We start from the raw sequence: 22,684 nt of genomic DNA, 5'->3' as shown, positions 1-22,684 counted from the left end.
CCTCACCTCGGCCCGCCCGCGGGCTCCATCAGGATGAGCCGTTCCTCCGTCATCTCGCGGATGGCGTAACGAGGGCCCTCGGTCCCGTACCCGCTGTCCTTCACCCCGCCGTAGGGCATCAGGTCCGCGCGTGTACTGGACGTCGAATTGATGACGACCCCGCCCATCCGAAGGTTCCGTGCCGCGGTGAGCGCGGTGTCGAGGTCGCGGGTGAAGATGCCCGCCTGGAGGCCGTACGGGGTGTCGTTGACCGCGTCGATCACGGCGTCGAGGTCCTCGAACGGGACCACCGACACGACGGGGGCGAACGCCTCCTCGCAGAGCAGCCGCGCCTCGCCCGGCACGTCCACCAGGATCGTCGGGTGCATCACCGGCCCCGACCGGGTTCCGCCCGTGACGACCCTGGCGCCCTGGTCGACCGCGGCGTTCACCCACTCCTCGGCCCGCTTCGCCGCCGCCTCGGTGATCATCGGGCCGATGTCGGTCGCCGGGTCCTCCGGGTCTCCGAGCACGAGCTTGCCGGCCGCGTCGGTGAGCTGGCCGAGGAACTCGTCCAGCACGTCCGCGTGGACGTAGAGGCGCTGCACCGACGTGCACACCTGCCCCGACTTGCGGAACGCGCCCCGGCTGCACTGCTGCGCCGCGGACGCGATGTCGGCGTCCCGGCACACGATGGTCGCGGACACGTTGCCGCACTCCATCGTCGCGCGCCGCATCCCGAGCCGCGCGGAGATGGCCTTACCGGCGGCGGTGCTGCCGGTGAACGTGATGAAGTCGACCCGCTCGTCGTCGACGAGGGCGTGCCCGACCGGGTCGCCCGGTCCGAGCACCAGCCCGAGCAGGCCGGGCGGCAGGCCCGCGTCCAGCAGCATCCGGCACAGCTCCGCCGCCGCGATCGGCGTGAAAGGCGACGGCTTGACCACCACGGCGTTGCCCGCCGCCAGCGCCGGACCGACCTTGTGCGCGACGGTGTTCAGCGGCGAGTTGAACGGGGTGATCGCGCCGACCACGCCGACCGGCTGCCGGATCGTGAACGCCAGCCGGTGCGCGAACCCCGGCGCCGCCTGGATCGGCACGACCGCGCCGTCGATCCGCTTGGCCTCCTCGGCGGAGATCAGCATCGTCTGGACGGCCCGGTCGGTGTCGCCGAGGCAGTCCTTCACGCTGAACCCCGACTCGCGGGCCACGTCGAGCGCGAGCCGCTCACGGTTCTTGGCGATCTCGTCGGCCACCGCCCGCAGGATCTCGAAGCGTTCGAGGGGGTTCAGCGGGGTGCGGCTCGCCTCCCGCGCCGCGGACACGGCGTCGGCGACCATGCCGGGCGTCGCGTCGTAGGCCGTCGCGAGCGGCGCGCCGGTGAACTTGTGGTGGACGGTGCGTTCGTGGTCGCTGCGCAGCCACTCCCCGTTGACCAGGTTCGCGACCGTGGGTAGCTCGGTCATCTCGACTGTCCTCTCTTCGTGTCCCGCGTTCGCGAGGCCTCGGTGACCGGTGACCAGCCGGTGTGCCTCTCGTAGGCGCGTCCGGCCCTGAGCACGAGGCCGTCCCGGTGGCGGGCGCCGACCAGCTGGAGCCCGACCGGAAGTCCGGAACGCGTGACGCCGCACGGCACGCTCAGCGCCGGCTGCCGGGTCATGTTGAACGGATACGTGTACGGCGTCCACGACGCCCAGAGGTGCGGCGGCTCCGTGCCGGGTCCGCTGCGTCCCGCCTCGAACGCGACGGTCGGCACGGTCGGCGTGACCAGGACGTCGTAGGACTCGTGGAACCGCCCCATCCGCAGCCCGAGGTCGGCGCACACCGCCATCGCGTCCAGGTACTCCACGGCGGAGACCGCGCGCCCCCGCTCCGCGCACTCCACCAGCCCCGGGTCCACGCGTTCGAGCCGCTCGGGGCCGTACGACCCGAGCGAACGCGCGGCTCCCGACCACCACAGCGTCTGGAACGCCTCGACGGGATCGTCGAAGATCGGCTCGACCTCCGTCACCCGCGCGCCCAGCTCGGCGAGCACGCCGACGGCGGCGGCCACCAGGGACGCGACCTCGGGATCGTTGCGGCCGTATCCGAGGTCCGGGGAGTACCCGACCCGGAGACCGGAGACGCCCGCGTCGATCCCGACGACGAACGAGCGGTCGCGGGCGGGCGCCGCCGCCCAGTCACGAGGATCGGGCCGTCCGATCACGTCGAGCAGGACGGCGGCGTCCAGCACCGACAGCGTGATCGGCCCGCGATGGGACAGCGGCCCGTTGCTGCCCGGCGGATACGTCGAGACGAGATCGCCGGTCGGTTTGAACCCGACCGTGCCGGTGAACGCCGCGGGGAGCCGGACCGAGCCGCCGCCGTCCGTGCCGACCGACCACGTGCCCATCCCCGCCGCCACCGCGGCGGACGAGCCGCCGCTGGACCCGCCGGGGGTCAGCGCCGGATCCCACGGGTTCCGCGTGACGCCGAACCGGGGCGAGTCCGTGGTGCCCTTCCACCCGAACTCCGGGGTCGTGGTCTTGCCGACGAGGACGGCGCCCGCCTCCCGCAGCCGCGCCACGCTCGGCGAGTCCTCCGTCCACGGACCCGACTCGTCGGCCAGCCAGCTCCCGCGCAGCGTCGGCCACCCCCGGGTCCGTTCGAGGTCCTTGACGGTGGTGGGGACGCCGTCCGCCCAGCCGAGCTGCGTCCCGGCCGACCAGCGGGCCTCCGACTCGGCCGCCGCGCGCAGCGCCGAGTCGGCGTCGACCAGGACGAACGCGTTCAGCTCCGCGTCCCGCTCCTCGATGGCGGCGAGCGCCTCCCGCGTCGCCTCCACCGGCGAGACGTCGCGCCGCTCGTACGCCTGTGCCAGCTCCGCGGCGCTCATCCCCACGAGATCCGACACGGCGGACCTACGCGCCTGCCGTGGCGAAGTCACCGAAGTCGAACTCGAAATCGGTGAGTTCGGCGACCTCCTGCGCCGTGAAGCCCGGTGCGACGTGCTCCAACCTGAACACGTCGTCGACGCGGCGCAGCACGCACAGGTCGGTGACGACGATGTTCACGCAGTTGCGTCCCGTCAGCGGGTACTCGCAGGACTTGACGAGCTTCGGCCGTCCCTTGGAGTCGAGGTGCGTCATCAGCACCATGACGTTGACGTCGCCCGCGACGAGGTCCATGGCCCCGCCGATGCCGCCGCCCACCATCTTCGGCGTGGTCCAGTTCGCGAGGTTGGCGGCGGCGTCCACCTCGAACGCGCCGAGCGCGACGTAGTCGACCTTCCCGCCGCGGACCATCTCGAAGGACGTCACGCTCTCGAAGAACGAACCGCCCTTCTCCAGGTGCACGTACTGGCCGCCCGCGTTGTAGATCTCGGGGTCGTAGTCGTCCTTGGAGGCGATGGTGCCGTAGCCGAGGACGCCGTTCTCCGAGTGCAGGACGATGTCACGCCCGGAGATGTAGTCGGAGATCAGCGTGGGAATGCCGAGGCCCAGGTTCATGTAGCTGCCGCTCGGCACGAGCCCCGCCGCCACCTCCGCCATCTGCCTGCGGGTCAGCGCCTGCTTCCCGTTGTAGGTGCGGGCGCTGTCGGCGCCGCGCCCCTCCCGGACGACCGGGAAGTCGTGCTCGACCTCGACCGTCTTGGTGACGACCCGGCTGACGAAGATGCCGGGCAGGCCGATCCGCTCCGGGTCCAGCTCACCGTCGACGATCTCGTCGACCTCGGCGATCGTGATCTCGGCGCCCTTGGCGAACGCGGGCATGAAGTTGCGGCCGACGCCGTCGAACTCCAGGTTGCCGAAACGGTCCGCGCGGGCGGCGCGGATCAGCGCGTAGTCGACCTTCAGTGCGTGTTCCAGAACGTGCTCGACCCCGTCGATCACGCGGGTCTCCTTGCCGTCCGCCACCGCCGTGCCGACGGCGGTGCGGGTGTAGAACGCGCCGATCCCGGCGCCGCCCGCGCGCAGCCGCTCGACCAGCGTGCCCTGCGGCACCAGCTCGACCTCGATCTCCCCCGCCGCGATCTGCTTCTCGGCCGCGGAGGTCGCCTCCCCCGCACGCGCCGAGAACGACACGATCAGCCTGTTGACCTGCCGGTTCTCAACCAGGCTGATCGAACGGTAGGGGCCCTCACCGAGCGAGTTGGCCACGAGACACAACTGCCGGGCGCCGTGCTCACGCAGCGCGACGGTGAGGCTCGTCGGGAAACTGTGGGTCTTTCCGAACCCGGCGATCGACACGCTCGCGCCGTCGGGGACGTCGGCGACGGCTGCCAGCGGAGACTCGTACACCTTGTTGATGGTCATGCCTGTCCAACTTCCTTTTAGCTCTGCACCGCTTGGCTCTACGCCGTTTGGCTCTGCGCCGTTTGGCTCTGCGCCGACTGGCTCTGCACCGGACGGAAGCGCGGCAGCGCGTTGCCGTCACCGGTGTCCTCGAACACCACTTCGACCTTGTCTCCGATGGCGACCTCGTCGACGTCGCAGTCGACGATGTTGGTCATCATCCGGGGGCCCTCGTCCAACTCAACGTAGGCGAGGACGTACGGTGTGACGCCCTTCCACTCGCCCCCGGCACGGTGGACGACGCTGTAGGAGTAGACGCTGCCCAGGCCGGTGAACTCCTCCCACCGCGTGTTCGCGCTGTGGCAGAACGGGCAGATCGGCCGCGGGTACCAGATCGCCTCCCCGCAGTCGTCACAGCGCCTGCCGAGGAACCGTCCCTCGGCCGTCGCCTTCCAGAACTCCGCGGTGTCCGGGTTCACCACCGGCTTCGGCGCCGGCAGCACCGGGCTCCTTACCTCGCCCATCAGGCGTCCCTTCCCAAGATCATCGTGGCGCTGCGCATCCGGGTGCCCAGGTCGCCGCCGTTACCGTGCACCAGGGCGATCTCGCAGTCGGGCACCTGCACGCCCTGGTTCGCCTCGCCCCGCAGCTGCCGCACCGCCTCGATGATCTTCGTGATGCCGCCGCGGTGGCCGGGGTGGTTGTTGCTGAGCCCGCCGCCGTCGGTGTTGAACGGGAGGCGGCCGTGCGGGGCGACGAGCGTCCCGTCCATGACGAAGCGGCCGCCCTCGCCCTTCTCGCAGAACCCGAGGTCCTCAAGGATCTCCAGGACGGTGATGGTGAAGCTGTCGTAGATCGACACGTAGTCGATGTCGTTGACGGTCACGCCCGCTTGCTCGAACGCCCGCGGCCCCGACTGGACGGCGCTGGTGTACGTGAGGTCGACCCGGCCGCCGTCGGTGAGCTTCGCCGCCTCGCCCTGGCCCAGGATCTTCACCGGCTGCCGGTTCAGGCTCCGGGCGACCTCGCGGCTGACCACGACCACGGCGCCGCCGCCGTCCGTCACCAGGCAGCAGTCGGCCCGGTGCAGCGGGTCCGCGACCAGCGGCGAGTTGACGACGTCCTCGACCGTCATCACCTTCTGGAGGAAGGCGTTCGGGTTGTGGGACGCGTGGATCGTCGCCGCCACCTTGATCTCGGCGAGCTGCTCGCTGGTCGTGCCGTACTCGTACATGTGGCGCTGGGCCGCGAGCGCGTACGTGCTGACCAGCCCGGCGCCGGTGAACATGCCCATCTCGAAGCTGTCCTCGGGCCGCAACGGCCCACCGCCGCCGGGCTGGATGCCGGTGCGCGGCTTGCCCGCGAGCGTGATCAACGCGACGTTGCACTTGCCGGCCGCGATGGCCGCCGCCGCGTGCGACACGTGGTAGATCGGCGAGGCCCCACCGCTCTCCGTCGAGTCCATGTAGGTGAGGCTGCGGAGCCCCAGGTACTCGGCCATGGAGACCCAGCCGCCGCCGTAGCCCGGCGCGTCGTGCCCGAGGAAGAAGCCGTCGACGTCGTCGAGCGTCAGTCCCGCGTCCGCGAGCGCGCCGATCGCGACCTCGGCGTGGATCTGCGCGAGCGACTTGTCGGGCAGCTCACGCCCCGGATGCTCGTACGCTCCGATGATGACGGCGGCATCATTGGCATTCATGTCGATCCTCCTGAACGCTGGGGCGGTACTTCGACGGGGACCCGCCCCGCGGCGGGCCGGGCCTCGGCGCCCGGCCGGTGACCATCGCGTACTTCGGCGTCGTGCTGGCCGAGTCGGGGGGCGGGGCGCGGCGGCGGTGGCTCATAGCCGAGCAGCCGCAGCGGAAACCCCTTCTGGCGGCGGGGGTCGTCGAGGAACACCCGGCGGCGACGGAAATGCGGGTCCTCGGCGCGTTCCCGCGCCGACAGCACCGGGGCGGACGGGACCCGCGCCAGAGTCAGCTCGCGCAGGCACTCCTGTTTCGAGCGGCTCCCGGACCACGCGTTGATCACGGCGTCGACCTCTTCGTGGTTCCGTTCCCACCAGGGGGACGGTTTGCTCGCCATGCCCTCGGCGCCGACGAGCGTCGCCAGCGCGGCCCGCTCGGTGTCGGTGCGGCAGGCGATCGCGATCCACTGGTCGTCGCCGGCGCAGCGGTAGACGTCGTGGGGGGTGCTGCCGGGACGCCGGTTCCCGGTCGGTTCTGGAACGGTCCCGGTGTCAAGGTGTTCAAGGATGCGGTCGGCGAGCGTCCAGCTGACCAGCTCCCGCTGTGACACGTCGAGATACGTTCCGCGCAGGTCCTGGGCGAGGCAGTACGCGATCAGCCCGGCGCCGAACAGGGAGACGATCTGGTCGGGGTAGTTGATGTCGGCCGACGACCACATCGGCTGCTCGCCCGGATACCCCGTCACCGACGCCAGGCCCGACAGCAGGTCGAGGCTGGACCCGTAGGAGCGGGTCCCCGACTCCGGGCCCGACTGCCCCTGGCTGGACAGCGACAGGTAGATCAGGCGCGGGTTGACCTCCATCAGCGTCGGGCAGTCGATGCCGAGCCGCCGCGTGACGCCGACGGTGAAGTTCTCGATCAGGACGTCGGACCGTTCGACGAGCCGCCGCATCTCCGCCCGCCCGGAGTCGGTCTTCAGATCGAGCGTGATGCCGAGTTTGCCCGCGTTGTTCGACTCGAAGAGCGGCGACTCCTCGGTGACGTCGGCGTCCCCCTCGGTGGGCACGGGCCACACCCGGAACGCGTCCGGACGCCCCATCGACTCGATCTTGATGACGGTGGCGCCGTAGTCGGCGAGGAGCCGTCCGGTGGCGGCGCCCGCCGTGATGGTGCCGAGGTCCAGGACGACCACACCGGCCAGCGGGGCCGGATCGCCGCCGGTGCCCGCACCGTCGACCTCGCGGGGGCGGGGGCGCGGCCCGGTCGTCCCGTCGGTGCCGTGGAGGTCCCGGGGGGAACCGAACCTCCACGGCAGGCCGACGACGGGAGCCAGTCGCGCGGCGCCGTCCGAGACGAAGGACCGCGCCCGGTACTGCGGGTCGGTGACGAGATCGGCCAGGTCGGCGCCGTACCCGAACGGCAGGCCGAGACGTTGCGCGTCGCGGTAGATCTCCCGTTTGGTGCGCGCCACGGCCCATCTCTCGACGGCGGGCCACCACAGGTCGACGAGGTCCAGCCGCGCCTTGTCGCCGCGCAGCCGGGGGTCTTCGAGCGCCGGGTCGCCGATGAGCTCGACGACGCGGTCCCACTGCTCGGGCGTGTAGATGAACCCGATCCATCCGTCCGCGGCACGGACGGTCCGCCAGCGACCGATGCTCGTGCCCGTCCGCGTGGGGACCTGACCGGTCTCCGCGTAGACGACGTCGCTCTTCCAGTCGATGTACGCGGCGACGTCGCAGAGCGCGACGTCCACGACGTCTCCGTCCGCGCGGCGCAGCGCGAGCATGGAACCGTAGAAGCCGACGAACGCGGCGGCGTGCGCCGTCTGCTCGCCGCCGAGGCTGAGCGGCGCCCGGCCCGGCTCGCCTACCATCGCGGCGAGCCCGCCGTAGCATTCGGCGAGCAGGCTGTCGCCGTGGACGTCGGAGCGCTCGTCGGTGACGCCGTACGGCGTGAGCGCGACGACGACCAGTTTCGGGTGCGCCGAGCGCAGGCGGTGCGGTGTCAGGCCGGTCCGCGCCGCGCGGCCCGGACCGAAGTCGGTGATCAGGATGTCGGCGGACGACAGCAGCTCCGCCAGCCGGGCCCGGCCGTCCGGGCTCTCCGGGTCGACGCACACGCTCTGCTTGTCGGCGTTCAACGCGGTGAACGTGTAGCCGAGGCCGTCGGCGTCGACCGGCTCCCGCGTCCGCAGCGGATCGCCGCCGGGCGGCTCGCACTTGGTCACGGTGTGGCCGAAGCCCGCGAACAGCCGTCCGCAGACCTGGCCCGCCACGCCTTCGGCCAGCTCCACCACCCGAAGGAGCCCGCCCGCGTGTTCTCGTCCGCTCATCGCACGCCGTCGCCCGCGCGGCCGACCGCCTTGCGGTGGGTCGCCTCCGGGTCGTCGAGGACGTCCGTGCGCGCCGAGATCTGGTACCGGACGTCCTCGCCGTACTCGATGGCCTTCGTCCAGTCCGAGATGTACATGGGGATCTCGTGGAGCGCGCGCTTCGACCACGCCAGCGTCACCTGGTTGTGCCGGGCGATGCGCCGCGCCAGTTCCAGCGCGGCCGACTGGAGTTCGTCGGCGGGGACGGCCTGGTTCACCAGGCCCCATTCCGCCGCGGTCGCGCCGGTGATCCGGTCGGCGGTCAGCACCATCCACGCGGCCCGCTTCGCCCCGAGCCGCAGCTGCGTGGACGGGCCCGCGAGCCCCGGGTACAGGCCGAAGCCGACCTCGGGCATGCCGATGGGCGCGTCCTCCGCCGCGATGGCGAGGTCACTGGAGTTGATCAGCGTCAGTCCGCCGCCGAGCGCGAACCCGTTGACCGCCGCGATGACGATCGCCGAATGCGCCCGGATCCGGTTCTGGACGGTCAGCCAGCTCGTGTGCCTGCCCGCGCCGCGGCGGTCGGTGTCGATGGGCTCCTCTCCGGCCTCCTTGATGTCGACGCCCGCGCAGAACGCGGGTCCGGCGCCGGTCAGGATGATCACCTTGACCTCGCCGTCGCAGCGGTCCAGCACCTCGAGCAGGGCGGCACGCGCGGCGCGGCTCATCGCGTTGCGCTTCTCGGGCCGGTTCAACGTGATGCGGGCGACGCCGTCGGACAGGTCCTCGTAGCGGACGAGAGAGTGATCAGCGATCGAGTCCATGAAAAAATTCCCAACCTTAGGCTGCGGTGACCAGGTCGCCGGTGCTGAACTGCGGAATGACACGTCCGCCGGGGCTCGGACGGAAGACCACGCGAACCGGCAGGTCGAGCCGCAGCTCGTCCGGTTCGTCGGCCAGGACGCTGATGACGAGCGGGCCCTCGGTGAGCCGCACGTAGACGAGCCGATAGGGAACCTCGTCGGCGAAGGCGGCGAAATACCTCTGGTGCATCGTGCACCACGACCAGATGGTCCCGGTTCCGCTCACCGCCTCCCAGGAGGCCGAACTGGAAAGGCACTGCGGACACACCGGCGCGTCGGGAAAGCGGTGCCGCCCGCAGTCGGTGCACCGCTGCAACCGAAGCTCGCCCGCGGCGCAACCGTCCCAGAACGGCTTGTTGCGCGGGGTGATGTCCGGCAAGAGTTTCTCGTACGCCGCGACGTCCATCGGCTGCCCCTCCCTATTCGGCCGTGAAAATGTGCGAGGTCACGATGGGCGAGACGCACATGTACTGCACGGTGTTGCAATTTTCGACCTGCCGGTCGCCGGCTTCGCCGCGCAGTTGCCGTACCGCTTCCACATGGAGCGCGAAGCCCTGCATGTAGCTTTCGCTGGTATGCCCGCCGGACGTGTTGAGAGGCCGCTCGCCACCGAGTTCGACACGGCCGTCCCGGACCCATTCCCAGGACTCTCCGCGGGGCGCGTGACCGAAGCCTTCGAGGGTGAACAGGATCGTCGGCAGAAAGTTGTCGTAGACCTGCATGCAGTCGATCTCGTCCGGGCCGATTCCCGCTTTCTTGTATAGGTCCTCGGCCACGGCGGCGCTGGTGGAGAAATAGAAGTCGGGGCTGATGTAGCTGCGGCTCAGTTCGGCGCGTCCGGCCGTGGCGGCGACCTTCACGGGCTTCTTGCGCATCCCGCGGGCCCGGTCGGCGGACGTCACGATGAACGCGACCGCGCCGTCGTTGATGATGCAGTAGTCGAGCTTGCGCAGCGGTTCGGCGATGAACCGGGACGCCATGTACTCGTCCCGGTCGATCTCCTTCTGGAAGACCGCGATCGGATTGCGGGCCCCGTTGGCGCGGTTGTTGACGGCGAGCGGTGCGAGGGCGTCCTCCGGAGCCCCGTACAGGCGGCTGTACCGCTGGTACATCATCGACACGTACGCGCCGGTGGACGTCATTCCGTACATGGCGTCGTACGCCCCGGCGGGGTCGGCGTCGCCGCCGCCGTACTTCAGGCCCGCCGACCGTCCGTTCGTCGCGTAGACGCAGGCGACCATGTCGGCCGTTCCCGAGCGGATCAGGGCGTACGCCTCCTGCAACGCGACACCGCTCATGCGACCGGTGCCCTCCAGGTCGTGGACGAATCCCGGGGCGGTGAGCCCGACGGTCTCCCCGAACTGGCCGTATTTGATGTTGATACAGAGGAGCCCGTCGATGTCCTGTTGAGTGGCTCCGCAGTCGTCAAGCGCCTCTTTGAACGCCTCCGCGGCGAGCTCGTACGCGTCGTTCGGATGGCTCTTGTTCGCGTACAGCCGTCCGAAATCGGACGACCCGACGCCGACGATTGCCACATCCTTCATGGCCATGGCGATATCACCCTCGCACTCGTGCCGACGTGGCCTCACGCCACGATGTGGAGTTATGAATTCGGGTGTTCCTTCTCCAGGATTTCCACGGCCTTCAGCGCGGCCTTGGCGGCCGCCCGGACATGGCGGTGCGCGGCCTCCGACGCGCGTTCGGGGGAACGGGCGGCGATGGCCTCGGCGATTTCGAGGTATTCCTGCCGGGACTCGGCGTGCCGGCCCGGGATGGTCACCGAGAGGCTGCGCAGCGCGTGGATACGCGTGTGCAGGGGCTCCAGCATGGACTTCAGCAACGAGTTGCGGGCGCCCGCGAGAAGCAGGTTGTCGAACTCGAATATGGCCTGGAAACGTTCCTCGCCCGAGGCGCGCGGCTGGACCTTCTCCACCAGCGCCGCGACCTCCTCGTCGGTCGCGCGCAGCACGAACAGTTCGGCGGCGGCGGGCTCCAGGGCGTCCCGCACCTCATAGATCTCCCGCACCTCGGCGCTGCCGAGCCTGGCGACGCGGACGCCGCGACTCGGTGACGGCTCCACGAGCCCCAGGGTCTGGAGGTGACGCATGGCCTCCCGCACCGACGTACGGCTCACACCGGTCAGTTCCACGAGTTCACGCTCGGTGAGTTGACGACCCGGTGGGAGCAGCCCAGCGGCGATCGCGTCACGGATGCGGCGTACGACCATCTCCGGGACGGATTCGGCCGGGCGGTCGATCGTCAGGTCGAGCTTGGGGTCGGTCACGGCAGTCCTTTGCGTTTGTCTGACATAGTACAGATTACGTCGTCCGATTTATGTCGGTCAATGTGGGGCGAGTCACGACCGCCAGTGCCCCGAGCAGGGCCTTTACGGGGTGGACGTGGCACGCGTCGGAACCAGATCGTTCAGGGGGGAGCCCGCGAGCGTGGGGCCCGTCGTCTGCAGATGGCACGCCACCTCTCCCCCGCCCTCGACGGCGGTGTGCTCCGGCACCCGCTGTTTGCAGATGTCCATGACGAAACCGCACCGGGTCTGGAACGGGCAACCGACCGGTGGCCGTGCCGGGTCGGGCAGGTCCCCCTCCAGGACGATCCGTCCCGACCGCCTTCGCGGGTCCGGGATGGCCGACAGCAGCGCCTGCGTGTACGGATGCGCCGGAGCGGTGTAGACCCGTTCCGCCGGGCCGGTCTCGACGATCCGTCCCAGGTACATCACGCCGACCCGGTGCGAGATGTGCCGCACGATGGCCAGGTCGTGCGCGATGAAAAGATAGGTCAGCCGGAACTCCGCGCGCAGCCTCTCCAAAAGGTTGATCACCTGGTTCTGGGTGGAGACGTCCAGCGCGGACACGGCCTCGTCGCACACGATGAACCGCGGGTTCAACGCGATCGCCCGCGCGATCGCCAGCCGCTGCCGCTGCCCGCCGGAGAACTCGTACGGGTAGCGCTCGGCGTAGCTCGCCCGGAGCCCGACCATCTCGATGAGGTCGTTCACCCGGCTCCGCGCCTCCTTCGCCGACAGTCTCTCGTGGACGACGAGCGGTTCGGCGATGCTCGCCGCCACCGTGGACGAAGGGTCCAGCGACGAGTAAGGGTCCTGGAAGACCATCTGCATACTGCGCCGGGCCCTGCGCAGGCTCCCGCCGCGCAGGTTGGTGACGTCGTGCCCGGCGACCTTGATCGACCCGCTCTCCGTCGGGACCAGCTTCAACAGCGCGCGCCCGGTCGTCGACTTGCCCGATCCCGACTCGCCGACCAGGCCGAACGTCTCACCTTCCGCGATGTGGAAGGTGACGTCGTTGACCGCGCGCACCTGCCGCGCCGCCGCCAGCGTCCGCTTCTTCCGGAACACCACGCTGACGTCGCGGACGTCGACGAGCGGCCCGGTCGTGGAGTCCGGCACCGGCGCACCGGACGCCTCGGCCGGCGCACCCGACGACGGCGCCTTCGCGCCGGAACCTTCAACACCTTTGACGCTCATGGGGAACCTGCCAAGTTCAGCTGCTCGGTACGGCAACAGCGGCTGCTGCGGCCCGCCTCGACGATCCGGAGCGCGGGCGCCGCCACCACGCACTCCTCGCTGGTGTGCCCGCAGCGGGGGCCGAACCGGCAGCCCTCCGGCATCCGCCACGGCTCGGGGGTACGGCCCGGGATCGTCGGCAGTTCCTTCCCGCGCACCCCGAGATGCGGCATGGCGCTCAGCAGCCCCGCCGTGTACGGATGTTTCGGCGCGTTGTACAGGTCGAGCGCCGCCGCGGTCTCGACCACCTCGCCCGCGTACATCACGACGACCCGGTCGGCCAGTTCGACGACCAGCCCGAGGTCGTGGGTGATGAACAGGATCCCGCACCCGGTCTCGTCGCGGAGCCGGGAGAGCAGCGCGACGATCTGGGCCTGCACCGTCACGTCCAGCGCGGTGGCCGGTTCGTCCGCGATGAGGAGCTTCGGTTCGCAGGCCAGCGCCATGGCGATCATGGCCCGCTGCCGCATCCCGCCGGAGAACTCGTGCGGGTAGTCCTTGACGCGGCTGCCCGCGTCCGGGATGCCGACGAGGTCGAGCATCTCCGCGGCGCGGGCGAACGCGGCGCGCCGCGAGCCGCCCTTGTGCCGCCGGTAGACCTCGGCGATCTGGTCGCCGATCGTGAAGGCCGGGTTCAGGCTCGTCATCGGCTCCTGGAAGATCATGGAGATCTCGTTGCCGCGGACGTCGCGCAGTTCCCGCTCCGGCATCTTGATGAGGTCGCGGCCCTGGTACCAGATGTGGCCCGACGGGGTGCGGGAGTACGCGTTCGGCAGCAGCCGCAGCACCGACAGGCTGGTGACGCTCTTGCCCGACCCGGACTCGCCGACCAGCCCCACGATCTCGCCGGGGCCGACGTCGAAGGACACGCCCGCGACGACGTTCGTCCAGCCGCGGTCGGTCAGGAAGTCGACGTGCAGGTCCTCGATCCGCAGCAGCTCCCCGTCGTCCCGCGCGTCCTTCTCCTTCTTCCTCGTCATCAGGCCTTCCTCGTCTCGCGGCCGAAGGCGTCCCGGAGCCCGTCGCCGACCAGGTTGAAGCACAGGGTCGCGATCGCGATCGCGATGCCGGGGTACACGGCGAGCCACGGTTGGCTGCGCATCTCCTGGAACGCCTGGCCGAGCATGCTGCCCCAGCTCGCCGTCGGCGGCAGGGCGCCGAGGCCCAGCAGGCTGACGGTCACCTCGGCCAGCAGCGCCGACGCCAGCAGGAACGACAGCTGGACGAGCGTCGCGGGCAGGATGTTCGGCATCACCCGTTTGCGCAAAATCATCAGGCTCGGCGTTCCGATGCTGGTCGACGCCTCGATGTAGACCTCCCGCCGGACCTCGATGGTGCTGCCGCGGACCACGCGGAACATGCGCGGCGCGTACACGATGCCGAGCGACACCATCGCGGTCGTCAGTCCGGGGCCGACCGCCGCGATGATGGCGATCGTCAGGACGATCGCGGGGAACGACATCAGCACGTCCGCGGCGCGGTCCAGGAACCAGTCGACCACGCCGCCGAAGTAGCCGCTGATCAGACCGAGCGGCAGGCCGATGGCGGTCGCGATCAGGACGGCGAGCCCGGCGGCGGCGAGCGACACCCGTCCGCCGTACATGAGGCGGGTCAGGGTGTCGCGCCCCAGCGAGTCGGTGCCGAGCCAGTGTTCGGCGGTCGGTCCCGACAGCCGGTCGCTGATGTCGACCTGGGTCGGCCCGTACGGGGCGATGAGGGGAGCGGCGGCGGTCACGATGATGATCAGCAGGAGCAGGGCGCAGCCGACGACGGCCGACCTGTTGGCCCGGAAGCGGCGCACGACGGCGCGCGTCCGGGAGACGTGCGCGGCGACGTCGCCGCCGTCCCCGTCCCCGTCCTCCTTGACCGGCACGGCGACCGGCTTGCCGATGTCCACGCTCTCACTACGCGTCATGACGTTCTGACCTTCGGATTGAAGTAGCCGTACGACAGGTCGACCGCGAGGTTCACGAGCATGATCAGAACGGCTGTGATCAGCAGAATCCCCTGCACCATCGGGAAGTCCCGGGAGAACACCGAGAAGTACGCCAGCTTCCCGACGCCCGGCAGGGCGAACAGTTGCTCGATGACGACGGTCGCGCCGATCAGCCGGTTGGCCTCGACGCCGAACGCGGTGACCACGGGAACGGCGGCGTTCTTCATGACGTGCTTGACCGCCACCCGCCGGGGGTGCAGGCCCTTGGCCCGCGCCGTGCGGACGTAGTCCTCCTGCATCACGGAGGTCACGGCCGCGCGGGTCTGCCGTGCGACGACGGCGGTCGGCACGGTCGCGAGCGAGAAGGCGGGCAGGATGAGATGCTCCAGCCACTCCAGCGGGCTCTGCGTGAACGGCACGTACCCGACGGCCGGCAGCATCCGGACCTGGATCGCGAAGAGGAGCACGAGCATCATGCCGACCCAGAAGTAGGGCAGCGCCATGAACGCGCTCGCGGTGACGGTCGACAGCCGGTCGATCCAGCTGCCCGGACGCAGCCCGGCGGCGAGACCGAGGGCCAGCCCCAGCACCGCCGCGATGAGCAGCGTGAGGGCGACCAGCGAGAGGGTGACCGGGAACCCGGCGGCCACCGCCGACCAGACGCTCTGGTCATCGACGAAGGAGTTCCCCAGGTCTCCCTGGAGCACGTCGGTCAGCCAGTTCCAGTACTGGACGAGGAACGGATCGTCCAGGCCGAGTTCCTCGCGGATCTCCTGGATTCTCTCGGGCGTCGGGTTGTCGCCGGCGAGCACCACCTCCGGCCCGCCCGGCACCAACGCGATGAGGCTGTAGATGAGGAAGCTGACGATGACGAGCAACGGGATCATCGCCAGGAGTCGGACACTGAGCAACCGCAGCACCCGGTGCCTCCGTTCTGTCGGAGCGGGTCCCGGCCGGCGCGGACCGGCCGGGACCCGCTCGCTATCGGCGGGTCACTTCTTGATGGCGATGCCGCGGAACTGGCGGGAACCGTCGACGAAGATCTGGAGTCCCATGACCTTGTCGTTCATCGCCATCGGCGTGTTGAGGTGGCAGAGCGTGACCGGTTGCGCCGCGTCCTCGTGGGCCGTCCGGAACAGTTGCTTGTAGATGCTCGCGCTCTGTTCCCGGGTCTCGGCGGCCTTGGCCTTGGTGGCGAGGTCGGTGATCGTCGGGTTCGAGTAGCCGCCCGGGTTGCTGAAACCGTCGGGCAGGTAGTAGGCGGCGACCTGGATGCTCGGGTCCGCGTCGGCCTTCTGCTGCACCATGATCGCGTCGACGGACTTGTTGACCGAGAAGCCCTCGATCAGCTTCGGCAGCTCGACCGGCCGGATGGTCATCTTGATGCCGACCTCCTGGAGGTTGGCCTGGATGAGCTCGGCGACCTTGGTGTAGGCGTCGAGGTTGTTGGTCTCCAGCGTGAACGAGAGGCCGTCCTTCACCCCCGCCTTGGCGAGCAGCTCACGCGCCTTGCCGGGGTCGTACTTGTACGCCTCCGGGGAGAGGGACGGGTCCGCCGCGTAGTAGTCGGCCGGGAACATTTGGACGCCGGGCTGGCAGAAACCGCCCTGGAGCTCGTTGACCGCCTCGCGGTTGATCGCGTAGTTCAGCGCCTGCCGGACCTCCTTCTTGTCGAACGGCGCCTTCTTGACGTTCAGCGCGATCGTGAAGCTCGCCAGGCTCGGCTTCTGGCACACGACGAGCTTGGCGTCCTTGGCAGGCTGGTACATGCTCGAACGCAGGAACGTGACATCTGCCGTGCCGGTGATGGTGGCGTTCAGGCGCGCGTTGTCGTTGCTGGAGATGAGGAAGACCATCTTGGCGACGTTGACGGCCTTCGGATCCCAGTAGCCGGGGACCGGCGTGTACTCCACCTTGGTGGCGGGTTCGTAGGCGGTCACCTTGAAGGCGCCCGACCCGCCGGTGGGCATCCTCGCCTGGCCCGGGTCGTCGAACACCTTCGGGCTCATCATCATGCCCGCGGAGCTGGCCAGGATCCCGACGAGCGGGGCCGCCCCCTGCTTCGTGCTGATCTTCACGGTGGCCTTGTCGACCACCTCCACCCCGGTGACGTCGCTCAGGGCCTGCTTGTTGAAGCTCTTGTCCGCCCGGTGCCGGTCGATGTTCGCCTTGACGGACGCGGCGTCGAACGGCGCTCCGTCGTGGTACTTCCAGTTGTCGATGAGGGTCAGGGTCAGGCTCTTGCCACTGTCCCCGATCTTCCATTCCTTCGCGAGCATCGGCCGCGGCTCGCCGTTGGCGTCCATCTGGATCAACGTGTCGTAGACCGGATAGAGGTACATCCAGCTGTTGCTGGTCGTGACCTTGTCCGGGTCGAAGCTCGTGTTGGCGACGCTGTACATCCAGGTGAACGTCGCGTTCTTGTCGATCGCCGCCTGGTCCACCGGGGGACAGGCGACGTTCTGCTTCGGCTTGGCCGCACCACCGCCGCCGCCGTCCGGATCGCCGCTGTCAGCGCTACACGCGCTCACGAGCATCACAAATGTTGCGGCAGCCGCAACGATGAGCTGTTTCCGCATCTAGGGGTCCTCCGAAGCAGGGGATGTGGTGTTGATGGGGGTTGGCCTTGCCCTCCGGTGAATGAAGTGCCGGACGTCCGAAGCGGAGAAGAGGGAGAAAGGGAGTCAGAGGAGGAGGCGGACCCGGATCGCTCGCAGGGTTCCTGCGGTCGGCGGAAACGGGACCGATCGTCCACAGGGGCGTCCCTGCGGGGGCTGCCTGGGTGTCACCGTGCTGCCAGTTCGTACTTTGTCTGATGAATGAGAACATACGTCTGCTTGCCAGTCAAGGACGCGAAATCGCTCCGCGCCCAGGCGAGACCGACGACGCGCGGACCGGCGTCTCCCCCGACCGGCGCCTGGACCGCCGGGACGACCACTACACGCCCCAGCGCCAAGACCATTTATGGTGAGGGCGGGTGACCAGAGCAGCCGGAGGGCGTCGTGGTGTTGCAGCTACAGGGAATCTCCAAACGCTACGAAAGAGATCGGCCGGTCCTGCGCGACGTCGATCTCGAAGTGGCACCGGAAGAACGCCTGGCGATCGTGGGCGGAAACGGATCGGGAAAGTCCACGCTGCTGAGAATCATCGTCGGGCTGTCCCGTCCTTCGACCGGAACCGTGCGGTCACCCAAAGGCGCGATCGGCTACGTCCCCGAACGCTTTCCCTGCCATGACCGGATGTCGGCGGCGTCTTACCTGCGCCATCTCGGGCGAATTCGCGGGCTGGGCTCCCGGGCCGCGCGGCGCCGGGCGGACGAGCTTCTGGAGCGGCTGGCGCTCGTCGGCGGCAGCGGCACGCCCCTGCGGCAACTGTCGAAGGGCAACGCCCAGAAGGTCGCGCTGGCCCAGGCCATGATGGTGCCGCCCCGGCTGCTCGTCCTCGACGAACCCGCCTCCGGCCTGGCCGAATCCGTCCACGGGGTGCTGGCCGACCTCATGCGGGAGGCCGCGTCGGGCGGCGCCGTCCTCTTCACCGAGCACCACGACGCATTCGTCCGGAAGAACGCCACCAGAATCTGCAGAATCACCAATGGTTCGCTGGAACCGGCGACTTCACTCCCGGAGACCCGACACCCGAGAAAAATATTTCGGGTCGGTGTGGTCCCCAAACCGCGAGAGGCCTCCCACGAACTCGACTGGGCGAACATGCGGGGCGTGGTGCGAACTCGGCCCAGCGACGACGGAGTGGAGATACACGTCCTCGACGAGCACCAGGAGGACATTCTTCTGGCGGCGTTGAAGAACGGCTGGTCGATCACCACCGTCACGAGCGAGACATGAGAGGACGGAAACTCACCGTGTTCGCGCTCTATCGCTACACCTTCACGGGTTTCGTCCTCTCGCAGCGCTATGCGGCGCCCGCCCTGCTCTTCTGCGCCGCGGTGGTGGTCGGGACGAGCTCCGACTCGGGCCCGCTCATCGGCGCGTACTCGCTCTGCGCCATGTTCATGTTCCTGTGCGCCATCTGGCTCACGGCCACCCTCGTGAACAACGAGGACCCGGTGCGGCGCGGGGTCACGATCGTCAGCGCGGGCGGCGCGCGGCGTCCGCTGGCGGCGACCGCCGCGGTGGCGGTGAGCTGCTGCGCCCTCCTCACCGTCTTCGGCGTCGGCTATCCCGCCATGACGGGCAAGCACGTGGTGACGGCGGCCGGGGTCGCGGTCGGGGCCGGAGCGCAGCTCACGACCGCCGCGGTCGGCGTCGCCGTGGGCCTGGTGTGCTCCCGACCGGTCATCGCCCGCCAGGGCTACGCGGTGGCGACCGCGGTCACCGCCGCGCTCGCGGCCGTGCTGGTGCCGTGGCTGACCCCCGTCCGGCCGACGGTGCAACTCCTCCTCAGCGACCGCTCACCGGAGGACGTCGCCACCCCGCTCCTCGCACTCGCCCTGACCGCCACCCTCCTCCTCACCGCCTCCATCGTCGCAACGAACACCATCACCACCCGCCGCGACTGACCCGCGCGTTCTTTCTCAATGGACGCCTAAAACCCGCAAACGGTTGAAGGTCGACACTAATATGGACGTGTGCGAACCTTACCCGGCGTCTCCGCGGCCCTTGCTCTGGCCGCGACAATTACCGGTTGCGGTGCGGGTGCTGTTCAGGTGCCGGTACCACGGCCGGACGTCGCCGCCGCGGAACTGTGCAAGAGACTCAAGTTGCCGGACAAGGTCCACGGCCGAACGCGACGCGAGGTGAGTCCGCAATCAACGTTCACGGCGGCTTGGGGGTCTCCTGCGATCGCGTTACGTTGCGGAGTTCCGCTCCCCAGGCACGACATGCGGGCGGTGATCGCCGTCATCAACGGCGTGCAATGGTTGCCGACACCAGAGGAGAAGCCCGTCACTTTCACGGCCGTGGGACGAAAGGCCTATGTGGAGGTGACGATCCCGCACTCCTACACCAACGGGGGGAGTGCCCCCGGAGAGATCCTCATGGAATTCAATCCGGCCATACAGGCGGCCATGCCCGAAAAGCCCGAAGGTGAACTCTGAAGCCCCGACCCTCGATGCGGCGGTGGATTCCCTCCCGGCGTTGGAAGCGCCGTCGGCAGCACCCCCGGGCCGCCGGGCCACCCGGCATTCCCGCGGCTCGCTCGATGCGGGAGACGGCCAGGCGGCCCGGAGCATCAGGGGTGGGCTGGCTTCAGCCCGTCAGGAGCGCCCTAACCTGGCGGTACACAGGGGTAAGACGCCGCGACGAGCGCCTCGGGCGCGGATTCAGGTCGACACGGTGCAGGCGCGGTCGAGCGCTTCATCATCCCCACACCTTGTTGTAGCCGTACGTGAGTGACGAGTTGACGCTGGTGCAGTAGGCGTAGGACCATGCGCCGCTGCCCATCCTCCGGGCCACCCCTTGGACGACCTTGCGATTGTTGCATCGCGCCATGGCGGCGTAGTATTTCTGTGTGTAGCCGTAGCAGGCCACTCCGTGCGTGTTCTTGTCGGTCCACTTCTTACATGACCCTGCCATGGCCGGAGTGACACTAATGGCCGTCCATAAACCGAGGACGACCGCGATCAGGGCGAATACGGTGGCGATCTTTCGACGCATGGGCACTACATCCTTTTATGGAGAAAGAAACTCGAGGGCCGTACCACGGTCAGCCTAATTGAAACGGAAACGGCTGTCCTCCGAGAATCGTCGCACTCAACCGATCCATCGAGATCCGTCGGCCGAATCCTCGTTTTCCTGCCGGGCGATCCCCGCGCGTCGTCCACTTCCGTCGAAGACCCCGACGAACAACGCGCCGAGCGGTCGATATTTCCCAGGTGCCGCAACCACGCAGAGCAGGCCCAGGACATTCGATCAGTTTCGGACCGGACGACGTCGCATTCTCCCTACGCGCCGGTCGCCGCCGGGGCGCGGCTGACCTGCCGCGCCGTGCGGCTGACTCAGCGTTTTCGTACCGATTGGCGGGCTCACTGTGCAGGGTGGTCCTGGTTCGTCGCGGGACCGGGGTCCTAATGTCGGACCGTACCGGGCTCTGAGGGGGCGAGCCCGGCACCGTTCGCGCCGGCCCGCGATGTCGCCCGGCGCGACCCGCACGAGTGGCGGCGTCCTTTCTTCATGCCTGTCGGAGTCCTGGTAAAGCTAGGTCTTGCCTTCGGGCTGCTCGCACCGACGGTCGAGCTGAAGGGAGGTGCCCGATGACCACTCTCGGGGCGCTGGTGCACCGGCCCGGTCTCGACTTGCGGTTCCTCACCGACACGGACGAGGAGCGGTACGGGGACCGGCCGGTGGACGGCGTCGTCCAGCCGGAACTGCCGCTCGACGACTTCCTTCGACGAGGCGAGACGGTGGCGGACCGTGATCTGCTCCGGTTCCTTCTCGTTCTCGTCTCCCCCGCCCTCCTCGATCAGGCCCCCGGACGTGTCGAGGAGTTGCTGGAACGCCTGGCCGATCTCGACGTCGCCGGTGTGATCCTGCGGTCGGGCCGCACGCCGGATCGGTGGAGAGCCGCCGGGGAGCGGTGCGGCCTGCCTCTGCTGCTCCTCGCCGACGACGGACCGTGGACGTCCGCGGCCGTCCACGCGGCGATTCTCGACGAACGGCGCCGGCACGAGGATTCGGACGCCCTGCGGGAGATGCAGCGCGAACTCGTGCGGCCGGACGGCCTGTCGCGCCTGCTGGAACTCATGGCCCGGCACCTGGACGGATACGCCGTCCTCGTCGATCGGTCCGGGCGGCCACGCTCGGGTCGTCCACGCGTACCCGACGGTCTTCTCCGGCATGTGCGCGAGGACGTCCGGCGGGTCGCGGCCGGGCAGATCAGCTCGGCCTCCGTCAGCTACCAGGGTGAACGGGTACATGTGCTGGCGATCGGTGCGGAGGAACGGTCTCCGGTCCTCGTCGTCAGTGGCGGGGATCCGTTCACGCCGGAGGCCCGGCGCCTGGTCACGGACGCGGCCCGGCTGATCGGGACGCGCTGGCACCTGGACGAGCTCACCGGGCGGCAGGCGCGGATCGAGGAGGTGGACCTGCGGAACCGGGAGGCCGTGCTGCACTTCCTCATGACGGGCCACCTGTCGGCCGCCCGCCGCACGGCGGCCGCGCTGCGACCGGAACTCGCGGACGTGGTCCGCGTCCATGTCGTGGAGGGGCCGAAGAAGGCCAGGGACCGGCTCGTGGCGCGGTGCGTCGAGGCGACCGACGACCGGGCCTGGGTCGTCCGGTGTCCCCTCTACGCGCGACACGTGATCGTGCTCGCTCCGGTGTCCGCGCCGAAGACCCCTGAAGACGCCCTGACCCGGGCGCTCCGAAGACTCGTCCCCCGGCGCGGCGATCTCTGTGTGGGCGTCGGGCTGCCGGTCCCGCTGGCCGAGACGGGCGTCGGGTGGGAACAGGCGTACCACGCGTTGGCCGTCGCCCGGAACAGCGCCGACCGGTTCGCGCGGTTCAATCCGCAGGAGTCGCTGGCCGGGCTGCTGGGCCCGGACGGCCGTCAGTGGGCGTCGGCGAGACTCCGCCCGCTCCTGCGCCACCGGCCGGACCGTCCGCAGGATCCCGATGCGGCGGAACTGACGGAGACACTGCGCTCCTGGCTGAGCTTCTCCAGCGGCGTGCCGAAGGTGCTGAAGATTCACCGCAACACGCTGGCCTCCCGCCTGCGCCGCATCGAGGGGCTTCTGGGGTGCGACCTGAGCGGGCTGGCGACGCAGACCGAGGTGCATCTGGCTCTGCGGCTGCTCGGCTCTCCCGAGGACGGGGACGCGTCGAAGGAGATCGCGCTGGACGCCCTCCTAGCCACGGATCATGTGCGGCAGTGGGCGAAGAACCAGCTCCGACCGCTTCTCGACCAGACTTCGCCGCTGCTCCTCGACACGTTGCGTTGCTGGCTGGATCACGACGCGAACCTGAAGTCTGCGGCGACGAGCCTGGGCATTTCGGTACCGGGTCTGCGCAAACGGCTCGTCCGCATCGAGGGGCTCCTGGAGCGATCACTGCTCGGCGCCCCCTCCGCCCGGTACGACCTGTGGATCGCGCTGCACGTCCACGACCGGCGCTGACCGCACCTTGAACGATCATGTACTGTTTGAGAC

At 69.4% G+C, this 22,684-nt stretch carries 20 protein-coding genes; 4 read left to right on the top strand and 16 right to left on the bottom strand.

Annotated features, from left to right (window positions below):
* Positions 1-2: 2 nt before the first annotated feature.
* The 15 genes from D0T12_RS20495 to D0T12_RS20425 all read right to left on the bottom strand — a co-directional run bounded on the left by D0T12_RS20495 (position 3) and on the right by D0T12_RS20425 (position 17,114).
* Positions 3-1,442, bottom strand: coding sequence for an aldehyde dehydrogenase family protein (locus D0T12_RS20495; protein ID WP_117401265.1), 1,440 nt, complete (start codon positions 1,440-1,442; stop codon positions 3-5).
* A complete protein-coding gene (locus D0T12_RS20490; protein ID WP_233526187.1) occupies positions 1,439-2,869 on the bottom strand; it encodes an amidase in 1,431 nt (476 codons plus the stop codon). Before D0T12_RS20490 ends, D0T12_RS20495 begins: the two co-directional genes overlap by 4 nt.
* 7 nt (positions 2,870-2,876) lie before the next feature.
* On the bottom strand, positions 2,877-4,271 hold the full coding sequence (locus tag D0T12_RS20485) for a 3-oxoacid CoA-transferase (protein WP_199487586.1): 1,395 nt from the start codon (positions 4,269-4,271) through the stop codon (positions 2,877-2,879).
* 38 nt (positions 4,272-4,309) lie between these two features.
* Positions 4,310-4,774 (bottom strand): Zn-ribbon domain-containing OB-fold protein, encoded by a 465-nt coding sequence (locus tag D0T12_RS20480; RefSeq protein ID WP_117401263.1) that lies wholly within the window; start codon positions 4,772-4,774, stop codon positions 4,310-4,312.
* Positions 4,774-5,946, bottom strand: a complete 1,173-nt coding sequence (locus D0T12_RS20475) for a thiolase domain-containing protein (protein WP_117401262.1) — start codon at positions 5,944-5,946, stop codon at positions 4,774-4,776. Before D0T12_RS20475 ends, D0T12_RS20480 begins: the two co-directional genes overlap by 1 nt.
* Positions 5,943-8,267: a CaiB/BaiF CoA-transferase family protein gene (locus D0T12_RS20470; RefSeq protein WP_158581555.1), complete on the bottom strand. Its 2,325-nt coding sequence runs from the start codon at positions 8,265-8,267 to the stop codon at positions 5,943-5,945. The genes D0T12_RS20475 and D0T12_RS20470 overlap by 4 nt, the downstream gene beginning before the upstream one ends.
* The gene (locus tag D0T12_RS20465; protein ID WP_117401260.1) at positions 8,264-9,070 is read right to left on the bottom strand and encodes an enoyl-CoA hydratase/isomerase family protein; all 807 of its coding nucleotides are present in this window, start codon (positions 9,068-9,070) and stop codon (positions 8,264-8,266) included. The genes D0T12_RS20470 and D0T12_RS20465 overlap by 4 nt, the downstream gene beginning before the upstream one ends.
* Positions 9,071-9,086: 16 nt before the next feature.
* Positions 9,087-9,515, bottom strand: a complete 429-nt coding sequence (locus D0T12_RS20460) for a Zn-ribbon domain-containing OB-fold protein (protein ID WP_117401259.1) — start codon at positions 9,513-9,515, stop codon at positions 9,087-9,089.
* Between the two features lie 13 nt (positions 9,516-9,528).
* Positions 9,529-10,653: a thiolase family protein gene (locus D0T12_RS20455; RefSeq protein WP_158581554.1), complete on the bottom strand. Its 1,125-nt coding sequence runs from the start codon at positions 10,651-10,653 to the stop codon at positions 9,529-9,531.
* A 59-nt stretch (positions 10,654-10,712) separates the two neighbouring features.
* Positions 10,713-11,393 (bottom strand): GntR family transcriptional regulator, encoded by a 681-nt coding sequence (locus tag D0T12_RS20450; protein ID WP_117401257.1) that lies wholly within the window; start codon positions 11,391-11,393, stop codon positions 10,713-10,715.
* 102 nt (positions 11,394-11,495) lie between these two features.
* Complete coding sequence (locus D0T12_RS20445; protein ID WP_199487585.1) at positions 11,496-12,530, bottom strand: ABC transporter ATP-binding protein; 1,035 nt, start codon at positions 12,528-12,530, stop codon at positions 11,496-11,498.
* 74 nt (positions 12,531-12,604) lie between these two features.
* Entirely contained in the window at positions 12,605-13,627 is a 1,023-nt protein-coding gene (locus tag D0T12_RS20440) for an ABC transporter ATP-binding protein (protein ID WP_117401255.1), read from the bottom strand.
* The gene (locus D0T12_RS20435) at positions 13,627-14,562 is read right to left on the bottom strand and encodes an ABC transporter permease (RefSeq protein WP_117401254.1); all 936 of its coding nucleotides are present in this window, start codon (positions 14,560-14,562) and stop codon (positions 13,627-13,629) included. The genes D0T12_RS20440 and D0T12_RS20435 overlap by 1 nt, the downstream gene beginning before the upstream one ends.
* The gene (locus tag D0T12_RS20430; RefSeq protein ID WP_117401253.1) at positions 14,559-15,503 is read right to left on the bottom strand and encodes an ABC transporter permease; all 945 of its coding nucleotides are present in this window, start codon (positions 15,501-15,503) and stop codon (positions 14,559-14,561) included. Before D0T12_RS20430 ends, D0T12_RS20435 begins: the two co-directional genes overlap by 4 nt.
* A 72-nt stretch (positions 15,504-15,575) precedes the next feature.
* A complete protein-coding gene (locus D0T12_RS20425) occupies positions 15,576-17,114 on the bottom strand; it encodes an ABC transporter substrate-binding protein (protein WP_158581553.1) in 1,539 nt (512 codons plus the stop codon).
* Positions 17,115-17,585: 471 nt separating this feature from the next.
* On the opposite strand from D0T12_RS20425, the gene D0T12_RS20420 reads away from it, so the two are divergent.
* The 3 genes from D0T12_RS20420 (at position 17,586) to D0T12_RS20410 (ending at position 19,636) form a co-directional block, all read left to right on the top strand.
* Positions 17,586-18,425, top strand: a complete 840-nt coding sequence (locus D0T12_RS20420) for an ATP-binding cassette domain-containing protein (protein ID WP_199487584.1) — start codon at positions 17,586-17,588, stop codon at positions 18,423-18,425.
* Complete coding sequence (locus D0T12_RS20415) at positions 18,422-19,099, top strand: hypothetical protein (RefSeq protein WP_117401251.1); 678 nt, start codon at positions 18,422-18,424, stop codon at positions 19,097-19,099. The genes D0T12_RS20420 and D0T12_RS20415 overlap by 4 nt, the downstream gene beginning before the upstream one ends.
* A 69-nt stretch (positions 19,100-19,168) precedes the next feature.
* On the top strand, positions 19,169-19,636 hold the full coding sequence (locus tag D0T12_RS20410) for a DUF3515 domain-containing protein (protein ID WP_267900411.1): 468 nt from the start codon (positions 19,169-19,171) through the stop codon (positions 19,634-19,636).
* Positions 19,637-19,898: 262 nt separating this feature from the next.
* Here D0T12_RS20410 and D0T12_RS20405 read toward each other — a convergent pair whose 3' ends face one another.
* Entirely contained in the window at positions 19,899-20,195 is a 297-nt protein-coding gene (locus tag D0T12_RS20405) for a hypothetical protein (RefSeq protein WP_117401250.1), read from the bottom strand.
* 596 nt (positions 20,196-20,791) lie between these two features.
* Between D0T12_RS20405 and D0T12_RS20400 the strand changes: the two genes are divergently transcribed.
* Positions 20,792-22,651 (top strand): PucR family transcriptional regulator, encoded by a 1,860-nt coding sequence (locus tag D0T12_RS20400; RefSeq protein WP_117401249.1) that lies wholly within the window; start codon positions 20,792-20,794, stop codon positions 22,649-22,651.
* The last annotated feature ends 33 nt before the right edge of the window (positions 22,652-22,684 follow it).

The organism is Actinomadura spongiicola, assembly GCF_003432485.1.
Taxonomy (GTDB): Bacteria; Actinomycetota; Actinomycetes; order Streptosporangiales; family Streptosporangiaceae; genus Spirillospora; species Spirillospora spongiicola.
This window is presented reverse-complemented; position numbering and strand designations above follow the sequence as displayed.